This is a genomic window from Collimonas humicola, from assembly GCF_018304945.1.
Classification (GTDB): domain Bacteria; phylum Pseudomonadota; class Gammaproteobacteria; order Burkholderiales; family Burkholderiaceae_D; genus Collimonas; species Collimonas humicola.
The window spans coordinates 352,097-363,997 of record NZ_JAGQEE010000003.1 but is presented as its reverse complement, the minus strand read 5'-3'; the positions used below and the strand labels follow the sequence as shown (position 1 = coordinate 363,997).

Here is an 11,901-nt window from a genome sequence, read left to right as displayed (position 1 = left end):
GAGTGTGTCGGCTTGGTATGCGACCCTACTGATATTGCCATCCGAGATTGAAAAAGGGGCCACTTTTAAAGATTTTTTTAGCAATTCGGCGAACCCCCCGGCAGGCGACGGACATGCCGCGCCGCCGTGGCCGGATGAAATCCTCCATGGATTCGCTATCGAGGCGGATATGCTAATATATGTTTTGTATATAAAGCGTATATTGGGAAAATCACCATGGGCATCGTCAAAATCTCCGATCTAATGCACGACAACCTGCGCAGCGCGAGCGATGCGCTGAGCCGTTCCATCAACGCCCAGGCCGAACACTGGATGCGCATCGGCATGCTGTCCGAACTGCATCCGGACCTTTGCCATGGCGATATCTGCCAGTTGCTGATGCGCGCCAGGCAGGCGGGCGACCAGAGCCTGGCGTTCTTTACGCAGGAGCTTGCGCCTCCGCCTGCGGCGCCGAAGCCGGCACGAAAGGCCTTGCGATGAGCCGGCCGGGCCAGATCAAGTCGGCGGCGGACATCGCCAAGCTGCGTATCGCCGGCGGCCTGGCTGCCGATGTATTGCTGATGATCGCGGAACATGTAAAACCGGGCGTCTCCACGGACCAGCTGGATCGCCTGTGCCATGACTACATCGTCCAGGTGCAAAAGGTGATACCTGCCAATGTCGGCTACCACGGCTTCCCGAAAACGGTGTGCATCTCCGTCAACGACGTGATCTGCCACGGCATCCCGTCAGAGCAGGAGGTCTTGAAGGATGGCGACATCGTCAACATCGACGTGGCGGTCATCGCCGATGGCTGGTTCGGCGATACCAGCCGCATGTACTATGTCGGCGAACCCAGCGCGCTGGCGCGCCGGCTGGTCGACACCACCTACGAGGCGATGCGGGCTGGCATCCTGCAGGTGCGCCCCGGCGCAACGCTGGGCGACGTCGGCCACGCCATCCAGAGCGTGGCGCAGCGGGAGCGCTTCAGCGTCGTGCGGGAATATTGCGGCCATGGCATCGGCCAGGTCTACCACGAAGACCTGCAGGTGCTGCATTACGGCAACCGGGGTGAAGGACTACGCTTGAAGCCAGGCATGGTGTTCACCATCGAACCGATGCTCAATGCCGGCAAGCGCGAAACCCGGGAGCTGGACGACGGCTGGACGGTGGTCACGCGGGATCATTCCTTGTCGGCGCAATGGGAGCACATGGTGGCGGTGACCGCCGATGGTTTTGAAGTATTGACGCCATGGCCGGACGGCTGCGGTTCTTATGCGGCAATCGCCTGAGCGGCATGCAGGGCAGCCGCTCAGGCGTGTGCTGCGCTTCGCTTTACATCATGGCTTGCCGCTCTGCTTGTCGATGATGACCAGCAGCTCGTCGACGGTTTGCTTGCAGAGCGCTGGCTCGGGACGGCTGGCGCGCAAGGCCGCCAAGGCGCGGTCGATGGCCTTGTCGACGAAGCGCCAGTCTTCAGCCGAACGCGGTTTCAAACCGGCTTCGGCTTCGTCCCAGGTGGTTTCGAGATCCTTGATCCTGGTCTTGGCCGCCGCCAGGTCTCCCTTGCCGATCAAGGCCGCCGTATCCTCGGCAATCTGGCGAAACGGCGACAGATCGCCCAATGCCGAAACGGTAGCGGCCGCTGCCGGTGTCATCAGGGATAGCGACGGCGTGTAGTGCCAGGCGCCAAGAAGCGTGACGGCCATCAGTGCGGTGAATACCGGAGCTGCTTTTGTCTTTTGCATTTTCTTGCCTTTAGTAGAAGAGTCCATCTGAATGTGAAGCGGATGTGATGCGTTTGCATCCCTATAAACCTGCAGCAGGGCCGTTTCCTGCCGCCTCCGCGTTCCAGCCCGTGCCGCGGGCGGCGCCGGACTGGAACGAGGATGGCGGCGGCATTAGTAGTTGAAGTTCAAGCCGAGCTGGAAGGTCTTGCCGTAAAACTCGCGCTGGATCACGCGGTCGCTGCTGCCTTCTTCAAAGCGGTGCGGCGTATCGAGCAGGTTCTTGGCATTGAAATAGACCGCCAGATTCTTGTCGATCGCAACCGTGCCGCCGAAATCCATGGAGAAGCGCGATGAGTTATATACGTCGATGCCGGTGCCTTGGATCGCAAACAAATCCCGCGAAACATAGTAGCCGGCCAGGCGCAGGTTGACTCCGTTGCGCTCATAGAAGATGGTCGCATTGGCGGTATTTTTAGAAGATGACGGCAAGCTTGAATATTCGCCGGGCCGGATTTCAAAACGGGAATTGACGTATGTCCAGTTGATGCCGGCGCCCAGGCCGCTCAGGATGCCGGGCAATTTCTTGAAGCGCTGTTCGTAATTGAATTCAAAGCCGCGCGCATAGGATTTGCCGGCATTGCTATAGCTGGCGACCCTGACCGGTCCGGTGATGCCGGCAAAAATCGCATCGTTGGAGACCACCTGGGTCGATACGGACGGCACGATGTAGTCCTTGATTTCCTTGTCGAACAGGCCGAAGGACAGGATGCCGGCGTCAGGCAGGTATTTTTCAATGCTCAGATCGAAGCTGTTCGCGGTCGCCGGCTTGAGGTCGGGATTGCCGCGCGCAATGATGCCGGCGCCTGTGTCCACCGACAGCGACGGATTGACCTGATTGAAGCCGGGACGTGCGATCGTCGAGGAGTAGGCGGCGCGGACTTGCAGGTCCGGCTGCAATTCATATTTCACCTGCAGGCTGGGGAAGAAATTCGCATAGTGGCGCGATCCGCTCACAGGCGCCGGATCGGCGCCATTGTTGGACGTCGACAGCGCATCGGAGTGATCGCGGGTCGCCTCATAACGCACGCCACCGACCAGGCCGAAGGCGCCTTGCCGGTATTGGTACTGGCCATACGCCGCATAGACGTCTTCCTTGGCGCTGAGGAATTGCTGGGCGGTCGAAATCACGTCGCCAGGCTGCTGCGTTCCGGAGCCTAGCTGTCCCTGGAGATAGCCGGGTGTGATGGCAGGGCCGTTCTGGTATTGACCGTCGTAGTAAACGACGTTGGGTCCGCCGGCGGCAGCCGTCAGCGGGATCGCCGGCAAATTCTGGTAAGAGTATTGCGGCGATGTCGTCAGCTTTTTGCGCAGCCGGACGCTGCCGCCCACCTTGAAGGATTCGTCGTCAAAGCCGCCCCAGGACACGGGCGAATCGAGATTGCTGGCGAACGAGGTTTCCTTGTCGTAGTTGGATGCCGTGCTGTTGCGGAAACTGCTCAGGGTGTAGTTTGCCGGATTGGCATAGTCATTGGCGGCCGTGCCTGAAATCGCATACTTGGGCGTGGAGTCCTTGCCGCCAAGGCTGTAGAGAATATTCGCATCTGAATTTGCGCCGTTGGCCGGCGCATAGGTATAGGACGAATTGTAGTCGTACGGTTTGTCGTAGGAGCCTTTGGTGAAGGCAACGCGATAGTCCAGGGTACGGCCATCGAATTTGTTTTTTCCGCCCAGGACAAAAACCTGGTCGCGGATAGTCTCCTGTTCATCGCGCAGCTTCTTGACCAGTGCACCGTTGGCATTCAGGGTATCGCTGTACTGGCCGTTGCCAAGCGCGACCGGATTGCCGTCCGGGGTAATGGTCAGGTGATCGCTCAGGTAAGACTCGGTATGACCGGCGTCGAATGCGCGGAAATAGTAGCTGTTGTCCGCGTCAGGGCGATAGCCGAGGTCGATGCCGTAGCCATGGCGGCGGCGATGCAATTGATAAACGCGCTGGTCGATGGCGGAGTACGCGTTGTGCGGAAAGCTGGCGCTATCAAGATAAGCCGGCTCGACGTCGTCGAAGCCGCGCTTGTCTTCGTAGTAGGCGAGCGTGCCGACAAACGAGAATGGCCGGTCGCGGTAGGCGACGATGTTGGAATCGGCTGGGGTCGATCCGCCGAAGCGGCCGCCGCCGGAAATCGAAATGTCCGTGATGTTGGTGCCGCGCAGCTCTTCGCGGCCGAATCCGACATTTCCCTGCAAGAACGGACGGCCGTTGGCGGGGGCGGTTTTCGGCGTGATCTCGATAGTGCCGCCGAGCGCTTCGGCATCCTGTTCCGGCAGGTTGGATTTGGTCACGGCGATGGCGCCGACCAGGCCGATCGGGATCGAGTCGAACGTGACGGCGCGGTAGCCGCCAAACGGCGAGGCGTTATTGGTTGGCGGCAGGCGCACGCCGCCAAAAGTCGTGCTGTTCAGATCGGCATCCAGGCCGCGGATATTGACGTAGCGGCCCTCGCCCTCATCGGTCTCCAGCGATACGCCCGGCAGCCGCCGCACGGCTTCGCCGGTATTCACGTCCGGCAGTTTCTTCATTTCCGCAGAAGTCGTGATATTCACCAGATTCGGCGCCTCTTGCTGCGCGGCGCGTGCAATCGCGGCCGGCGCAAATTGCGCCAGCACCGTGATTTGCTGGGCCGCGCTGGCGCTCGGCTCGAGCAGGATCTCCGGGCGCAAGGTCTCTTGATCGGCAACCGTGATCTTGCGGTCGATCGCTGCCTGGTCCGCTACCTGCAGCGCCAGCGTGTAGGAACCCGGGGCGACATCGTGAAAGGAAAATTGACCGTCTTTGCCGGTGCTGGCGCTGGCTCCGGTTTCGCGAATGGTGACCAGGACTCCGGCCAGCGGCCGTTTGGCAGCAGCATCTTCCTGCACCTTGCCATCGATGGCGCCGGCAGCAAGGGCTATGGCAGGAAACAGATGGGCAATCGAGACCGCCAATATGGTGTGACGCAAATTTATGGGTTTCATTTTATGTAGAAAAAAGATGGATATCCTCTCGAAGATTGTTGTGGCGGCTGCTTCCATGCACAACGACAAAATCCGAGCCGTTTATTTCGATGGGAGCCTTCTCTTTTGCAGAAGGCGCATCAGATGCCTTTTCTTATTGGGTATCAGTCAAGGCAAGTGTCGTAATCAAAAAAGCACATGTCATTCATCGCATTTTCTGGTTTTCAGACGACACCTACGGGTTGGTTTTTTTTATATCCCGATAGCCTGCTCACAGCGGCGCCAGTGGTGAGATAGCGTCGTTGGAACGGCGCAAATATCGGCTTGTTTTGTTACTGGGTGATTACAATCAAAGCAGGCTGCTGTTGAGCAACAACAGAATCGGAGGACTAAGTTTGCGCTAAGTATTGCCTGATATTTTCAGCAGCGGACGGCAGGACGAATGGCGCCTTTGAGGGCGCGTTCGCTATCTCGGTACGCAACCGCACACTGCCCGATTTTTCCTGTGCATCTCTAAGTGACTCCTAAGGAAGCGACATCAGAATATGCCGCATCAACAAGAATCTTCTGAGCGAGGCACAGGCATGCAAACATTAAACGCTTCTATCGAAAACGCCGCGCAGCGTAACGCGGCTGGTCTCCCGGCAGGGAGCGGCGCCGTCATGCTCAACAAGGTTCCACAGATCGGCGTGGTTTTCTGGCTGATCAAGATCCTGTCGACGACGGTCGGCGAAACAGGCGCCGACTACCTTGCGGTCCACGTCGGATTTGGCGCCGCCGTTACCGGAGCGATTACGGCTGCCATGCTGATCATGGCGCTGGCGTTGCAATTGCGGAAAAGCCGTTATGTGCCCTGGATTTATTGGCTCGCGGTCGTCTTGCTGAGCGTGGTCGGCACGCAGATAACCGACGCGCTGACCGACGGCCTGGGCATCAGTCTTTATCTCAGCACCGCTGTTTTCAGCTTGATGCTGGCGGCGCTCTTCGCTATCTGGTACCAGCAGGAGAGGACCCTGTCGATCCTGACCATCGTCAGCCGGAAGCGCGAGCTTTTCTATTGGGCTGCGATCCTGCTGACATTTGCCTTGGGCACGGCGGCCGGCGATCTCGCAACGGAGGCGCTCGGTTTGGGTTTCAGGCTGGGCGTGCTGGTATTCGGATCGTTGATAGGCGTCGCCGCGCTGGCTTACCGCCTGGGCGCCAGCCCCGTTCTGACTTTCTGGCTTGCCTACATTCTCACCCGCCCCCTGGGCGCCTCGCTGGGCGACCTGCTGGCGCAGTCGCGCAGCTATGGCGGGCTCGGCTGGGGAACGGTGCTCACCAGCCTGGTTTTCCTCGCCGTCATAGCTGCGCTCGTATGCAGAATCAGCATGACCAATTCTTCAAACAAACTACCGATAAGGTGAAAAAATGCACAAACGAAAAATGTCACGGGCTTTTGATGCGATGCTGGCGATCGCGCTGCTGGGCGCAGGAAATTTCCTGCCCTATGTGTCGGCCATTGCTTCCGCCGAAGCTGCGACTCCCTCGAAGTTAGGCGATCTGTCGCCGTTCCGGCTGATCGCTCAGGACACTGCCACGCTGGTGGAAAAGGGCGATCTTGCGGCGGCAAAGAAGCGCATCAAGGATCTGGAAACCTCGTGGGATGAAGCCGAGGCCGGTTTGAAGCCGCGTGCCGCCGCCGACTGGCATGTCGTCGACAAAGCGATTGACGCTGCCCTGGCCGCGTTGCGCGCGAGCCGCCCGGATGCCGCGGCGTGCAAGAAGTCGCTGGCGGACCTTCTGGCGGTGATCGACAGGGCAAGCGGCAAGGCTTGAAGCAAGCCTGAATTTATACTTTATACGGCGGCTGCTCTCTCCCGGACGGCGGGCGGCTGCGCCGCTATGCCGCAGGCGTGGCATGCCTGGTAGGCGTCACTTCTTCGTGGTAATGCGGCGCTGCCGCGGCCGACGCCATCAGGGCGGCGTTGGCCAGGATGGTTTCAGTGAGCAGCGTCGGCTTGGCGGGATCGGACCAGCATGCGAATGCGGAGTTTCTATTGCCGTGCAGGTCGACGATTTTTCTCTTCGCTTCGGCATAAGAAGCGCCGGGGCGGGGCGGCGATGGGAACACCTTGGGCGGCAGCACGATGGCGTCGCCCGGGGCAAGCCAAAGATCGGCCAATGAAATTTCATTCACGTAAGGACGCCAGCGCGCGACGCTGATGACCAGCGGATGGCTGTCCTGGGAAAAAAAGACGTGGGGGAAATCGTGGAACTCCAGGTCGGTGGGATTGCAGGTCAGCAGCTCGCGCCGCCGCGCGGCTTCCAGGTAGGGGGACTGGTGCCCGGCCCATTTCCCATAGGTATATTTCGAGCAGACCAGGCCTTCATATTCAAAGCGGACGCATTCGCCGTTTCTCAGCAAGGTCATGCCAAAGGCGCGCGCAGTCTCTGGCGTCGCCCGCAAGGCTTCGTAATGGACTTCCTTCGTCTTGAAGTCGAACAAGGTGACGCTGTAGGAGGCGTCGGGAACGGGTTTTTCCCTGTGCGAGATATTCGTGTAGCGGGTTCCTCGCTCCAGATCCGGATTTTCCGCAGCCATCTCGATCAAAACCCCTTTCGGATCGCGCAGGTGCTGAGGATGGCCTTGATGGTTATACAGGTAAGGATTGGTTCTGGCGTCGGGGAGCGGGAACGGGCTGCCGTCCAGGATGAATACTATCGGATCGAATATGTTGGGGGCCACGAGTTTGCTCCAGCACTATGCGAAATGGCAAAACGGTGAAACGGCGAATAAACCCAGGCTGTCGATATTACATCAGCCTGCCGCTGCCGCCGGAACGGATGCTACGACATCCCCGCAAATGCGCATTTGCGGGGATGGGTAAAAAACGGCCTGCTGCTAAAGCAGGCGCGCCAGCTATGGTTTAATCTGGAATGAGCAGGCATTCACGTCGCCGCCGGTTCCTTCGCACGAGACTTTAAATGCCCCGGCTGGCGTGCAGCTGATGCTCTGGCTGTTGCTCCCTCTGAGCGGGCAGCCGAAATGGATCGTGATCACGGCATTGCCGATATGCCAAGTTGCAGTGCCTTCCGTGCCCGATGGCGAGCTGTCCCGCCCTTGCGAAGCAAAGCGGCTGGTGCTGAAGCTAGGGACATCGACCGGCGATTGCATCCATTTGCCCCAGGACAGGTCGGAGCTTTTGATGATCATCGGAAGTTGTGTGAAATTGCTAACCGTACCTTGAACCTGAAGGCGTTCATAGGCGACCTTGACTTCATCTGCAGACAGTTCGGATGCGGCGACAGTAGTGTTCATATGATTCTCCGTTTGACAGGTATTTGACAGCGATTGATCAGGCTCTTTGGAAATTGCCCCCGTTATTTAAAGTGGTTTCTGGACTCCACTGGTTTTCCCTGAGCGTGTTGCCGGTTTCGGCAGTCGGACGCTGCCTTTTTTCAAGACGCTTTTGCAAGCAGGACATGCGGTCGCCATCTGCTTGACCGTATAATCGACTTCGACGCCGCATGCTGGGAGCCAGCCTTGTTCGCGTCTTGTTGAATCAAGTATGGGAGCGCGCCGGGGTCTGCGAAAGTGCATTGCAGGATCAGTTCGGTATCAGTTCGGTATCAGGAATCCTTTGTTGGGCGGCCAGGGCGGCCCGATTTTCCACTTGTACTTTCGTCACAGGAAAGGTCGTTATGCCGGAACGCTCGCTGCAGATTGCCAAGATGCCTGTGCGGCCATGAGCTACGCATCGCTGCTGGCTGCGCCGGGCGCAGCGTCTGCGATTTCCGACGGCCGCATCGTGCTCGATGCCGGCCTGCTGAAAGGGATGCGCAAAGAGCGCGGCATCAGCCAGGAAGCGCTGGCGGAGTTGTGTTTTACCAAACAACTGTGTGTTTCGATTGCCTCCATCAAGCGCGCGGAAACAGGAAAACCGGTGCTGTATCGGACGGCGCGCCATCTGGCGACCATATTCGGAGTCGACCTGGCTAAGCTGGCGGTCAGGGCCGGGGCACCGGATCTGGCCTCGGCGCCGCCGCCGATCGCGTACGCGGAAAATGCAGTGCAAGCGGAAATGGAGGCGCAGCATGCCGCAGCGTTAAGGCAGAACCCGGCTCCGGACCTGATGCAGGAATATCCTGGCGACGTCATCCGTTATGTGCTGGAGTTGCGTTTTGAACTGCGTCCGGAAACGCTAGCGTCGACCGGCGGCTCCTCGGCAATGCGCGATGAGCTGGCGCAACTTATCCGGCAGTTCGGCGGCGTTATTGATGCCGTAGGTGGCGGCCAGGAAAATCCGGTGATCGTGCATTTCGGTTTCCCGCATGCCTATCGCAGCGACAGCGAACGCTGCCTGCTTTGCGCCTTTGCCTTGAGCAGCGATTTTGTCCGTCCCGGCCACGCCATCTGGCTGCGGCTGGTGCGCTGGCCTGGCGACCCGGCAGTGCCTGCGCAATACGGCAAGGAACTCAAGGGCCAGGCCAATGGCGACTGCGGGAATGCACCGGTTTATGTGGCGCGCAGCTTGGTCGTGCAACTGGCTGCGCGTTTCGATTTCGCACCCGCCGAAGATGAATTCGCACCTTACCGCAAATGCCTGCGCACGCGTCCCCAGGACGGCGGCCTGCAAAACGGCTTGACCGGGCGCACCATAGAAATCCTTCAATTCAAGGGCGTGGTCGAAGCTACGCAGGAATGCCAGAATGGGCACGTGGTATATGTCCGCGGCATGGCGGGAGTCGGCAAGACGAGCCTGGTGATGGCTTTTTCCGAGATAGCCCGGCAAAGCGGGTTTTCCTGCCACCAGGGCGAAGTGATGGACTTCGGCATGGAAAGTTCGTATGCCCCGCTGCGGCAACTGGTGCGCAGCCTGCTTGGCTTGCCCGCTGCCGCGGCCGGCGTCGCCCAGGATGCGGTCTTGCAGGCGGCGCTGGCGCGCTGGAAGCTGCCGGCGGAAGCGAATATTTTCCTGCAGGTGCTGGCGGGAGCAATGCCATGCAGGCAGGATGCGGCAGTATATGCCGCCATGAGCAATGAAGCGCGGATACAGGGCTCGCTGCGGGCGATGCAGTTGCTGCTAGTACGCCTGGCGCTGCAACAGCCTTTGCTGATTTGCCTGGAAGATTTGCACTGGGGCGACGCCCACCTGTTCGCCGCCCTGGGCAGTTTGCTGGCGCTGACGGATGACGCGCCCATCCTCTGGGTGCTGACCTCCCGCATTGAAGGCGATCCGCTGGAGAGCGCATTGCGGCCGCGTTTCTCCAATCCTTTGAGCTTGCTCGATGTCGCCCCCATGCGTGCGCGTGAAGCTGCCTTGCTGGCGGAGCAATTCGCCGACGTCGATCCCGGCTATCGCGCGCATTGCGTAGAGCAAGCGCAAGGCAATCCGCTGTACCTGACTCAGCTGCTGTCCAACCCGGCGGGTACGGTGCCTGAGAGCCTCAAGCATTTGATACAGGCGCGCCTCGACAGGCTGGAGCCGGAACACCGGCGCGCCTTGTCGATGGCGTCGGTGATCGGCAACCGGTTTGAATTGTCCGCATTGCGGGCGGCGCTGGAGCAAGCGGATTATCAACCCGCGCACACGGCTTGCCAGAACCTGATCAAGGAAGTCGAGCCCGGCTGCTATATGTTCGTGCACGACCTGGTGATGCATTGCATCTACGATGCCATGCCGCTCGCTCTGCGCAACAGTTATCATCGGCGCGTGGCGGACCCGCTACGCCAGTCCGATCCCACCTTGTATGCCAAGCACCTGGTGCGCGCGCAGGATCCCGCCGCCTTCGAGGCGCTGTTGAACGCCGCGCGCGACAAGCTGCGCAGCTACCAGTATGACGACGCCATGGAACTGGCGCAGCTGTGCGATGCCTTTGCCGGGCAGGCAGCGGTCAGTTTCGAGCTGGCCCTGCTGCGCGCGCGCGCCGCCGCCGGCATCGGCAAAACCACGTCGTCGCAGCAATACTTCCAGCGCGCCATGCAGCTCGCTGAACATCCCGATGAAAAAATAGAAGCGGCCTTGGGGCTGGCGCCGGTGTTGAATACGCTCGATAGCCTGGATGAAGAAGAGCGCCTGCTGCAGGCGATGCTGCCGCTTGCCAGGAGTGCGCAAGCCGACGATGCGCTGGCGCGCTTGTTCCACCTGCAGGGCAACATCTTTTTCCCGCGCGGCGACTATATGCGATGCCGCGACCATCATCAGGAAGCTTTGCATTTTTCGCGCATCAGCGAAAACCTGGAAAGCCAGGCCAACGCGCTGAGCGGCATCGGAGATTCCTACTACGCCGAAGGGCGGATGCAGACCGCGCACGATGTGTTCGACCGCTGCGTGCGGCTGTGCGAAAGAAATGATTTGATGAACGTTGTCGCGCCCAGCCGCAGCGCGCGCGGCTCGACTCTCATCTATCTGGGACAGCCGGCATTGGCGCTGCAGGATGCCATGGAATCGGTGCGGCATGGCCGCACCGTCGGCAACCGCCGCGCAGAGATTTTTTCACGGCTGACTGCCGCCTGGGTGCTGGTGGCGACCGCGGCGGATGAAAGCGCCAGGGAGGAGTTGTCGACCGCGCTCGAGATTGCCCGCAGCATCGGCGCCAGCCGCTTTGAAGCCATCCTGCTGGAAGGCCTGGCGCGGGTCGCTTTCTGGCGCGACGATCAGGCGCTGGCGCAAGCCTGCATCCTGGAAGCCGCCGAATTGGTCGAGCGCCTGCGCTTGCAGCGTTATATCGGTCCCTGGATATGGGGCAGCCTGGCGCTCATTGCTGAAGATCCGGGCATGCGCCGGAACGCCTTGCAAAAGGGCGAGGACCAGCTTGCGCACGGCTGCCTTGCTCACAACGCGTTCCGCTTCTATGTCGCCGCTGCTGAAACCAGCCTGATGAGCGGCGACTACGGCGAGGCCAGGCGGTACGCGCAGCAAATGGAGCACTTGGCGCAAGCCGAGCCCTGCATCTGGGTCGACCATCACGTGCGCTTGATCGGCAGCGCGGCCGGCTGCCTGCAGGAACGCAGCCACGCGCAGGTGAGCGCTCTGCAAAAGATTTGCCGGACAGCGGAAGGGCTGGGATTTGCGGCGACCATGCCCAGGCTGGCGCGCAAACTGGGGCAGCGCTGATCGTGCCGCCCGATGCCGGCGGACCCGCACCTGGATTCAGGCGCGGCAGCGAGTCAGGCCGAAGATTTGATCGTACCGATTTTCAGTCATAGAATGACCCG

At 60.2% G+C, this 11,901-nt stretch carries 9 protein-coding genes; 5 read left to right on the top strand and 4 right to left on the bottom strand.

The window, feature by feature from the left end:
* Nucleotides 1-216: 216 nt before the first annotated feature.
* The gene (locus KHU30_RS13185) at nucleotides 217-480 is read left to right on the top strand and encodes a ParD-like family protein (protein WP_211443057.1); all 264 of its coding nucleotides are present in this window, start codon (nucleotides 217-219) and stop codon (nucleotides 478-480) included.
* On the top strand, nucleotides 477-1,271 hold the full coding sequence (gene map / locus KHU30_RS13180) for a type I methionyl aminopeptidase (RefSeq protein ID WP_211443056.1): 795 nt from the start codon (nucleotides 477-479) through the stop codon (nucleotides 1,269-1,271). The genes KHU30_RS13185 and map overlap by 4 nt, the downstream gene beginning before the upstream one ends.
* Before the next feature lie 48 nt (nucleotides 1,272-1,319).
* On the opposite strand, the gene KHU30_RS13175 is transcribed toward map, so the two are convergent.
* Both KHU30_RS13175 and KHU30_RS13170 read right to left on the bottom strand, forming a co-directional pair.
* Complete coding sequence (locus tag KHU30_RS13175; protein WP_211443055.1) at nucleotides 1,320-1,727, bottom strand: histidine kinase; 408 nt, start codon at nucleotides 1,725-1,727, stop codon at nucleotides 1,320-1,322.
* Between the two features lie 153 nt (nucleotides 1,728-1,880).
* On the bottom strand, nucleotides 1,881-4,721 hold the full coding sequence (locus tag KHU30_RS13170; RefSeq protein ID WP_211443054.1) for a TonB-dependent receptor: 2,841 nt from the start codon (nucleotides 4,719-4,721) through the stop codon (nucleotides 1,881-1,883).
* A gap of 641 nt (nucleotides 4,722-5,362) precedes the next feature.
* On the opposite strand from KHU30_RS13170, the gene KHU30_RS13165 reads away from it, so the two are divergent.
* Entirely contained in the window at nucleotides 5,363-6,106 is a 744-nt protein-coding gene (locus KHU30_RS13165) for a COG4705 family protein (protein ID WP_211443251.1), read from the top strand.
* A gap of 4 nt (nucleotides 6,107-6,110) precedes the next feature.
* Entirely contained in the window at nucleotides 6,111-6,518 is a 408-nt protein-coding gene (locus KHU30_RS13160) for a histidine kinase (protein WP_211443053.1), read from the top strand.
* A 64-nt stretch (nucleotides 6,519-6,582) separates the two neighbouring features.
* Here KHU30_RS13160 and KHU30_RS13155 read toward each other — a convergent pair whose 3' ends face one another.
* Nucleotides 6,583-7,428: a hypothetical protein gene (locus KHU30_RS13155; RefSeq protein ID WP_329956678.1), complete on the bottom strand. Its 846-nt coding sequence runs from the start codon at nucleotides 7,426-7,428 to the stop codon at nucleotides 6,583-6,585.
* 174 nt (nucleotides 7,429-7,602) lie between these two features.
* Complete coding sequence (locus tag KHU30_RS13150; RefSeq protein WP_211443052.1) at nucleotides 7,603-8,001, bottom strand: aegerolysin family protein; 399 nt, start codon at nucleotides 7,999-8,001, stop codon at nucleotides 7,603-7,605.
* Nucleotides 8,002-8,428: 427 nt separating this feature from the next.
* Here KHU30_RS13150 and KHU30_RS13145 point away from each other — a divergent pair, with 427 nt between their 5' ends.
* Nucleotides 8,429-11,800 (top strand): helix-turn-helix domain-containing protein, encoded by a 3,372-nt coding sequence (locus tag KHU30_RS13145; RefSeq protein ID WP_211443051.1) that lies wholly within the window; start codon nucleotides 8,429-8,431, stop codon nucleotides 11,798-11,800.
* Nucleotides 11,801-11,901: the final 101 nt, after the last annotated feature.

Excerpts from the sequence above, each read along its gene's own strand:
- KHU30_RS13185 (WP_211443057.1), top strand. The coding sequence starts at position 217 with ATGGGCATCGTCAAAATCTCCGATCTAATGCACGACAACCTGCGCAGC.
- map (WP_211443056.1), top strand. The coding sequence starts at position 477 with ATGAGCCGGCCGGGCCAGATCAAGTCGGCGGCGGACATCGCCAAGCTG.
- KHU30_RS13175 (WP_211443055.1), bottom strand. The coding sequence starts at position 1,727 with ATGCAAAAGACAAAAGCAGCTCCGGTATTCACCGCACTGATGGCCGTC.
- KHU30_RS13170 (WP_211443054.1), bottom strand. The coding sequence starts at position 4,721 with ATGAAACCCATAAATTTGCGTCACACCATATTGGCGGTCTCGATTGCC.
- KHU30_RS13165 (WP_211443251.1), top strand. The coding sequence starts at position 5,363 with ATGCTCAACAAGGTTCCACAGATCGGCGTGGTTTTCTGGCTGATCAAG.
- KHU30_RS13160 (WP_211443053.1), top strand. The coding sequence starts at position 6,111 with ATGCACAAACGAAAAATGTCACGGGCTTTTGATGCGATGCTGGCGATC.
- KHU30_RS13150 (WP_211443052.1), bottom strand. The coding sequence starts at position 8,001 with ATGAACACTACTGTCGCCGCATCCGAACTGTCTGCAGATGAAGTCAAG.
- KHU30_RS13145 (WP_211443051.1), top strand. The coding sequence starts at position 8,429 with ATGAGCTACGCATCGCTGCTGGCTGCGCCGGGCGCAGCGTCTGCGATT.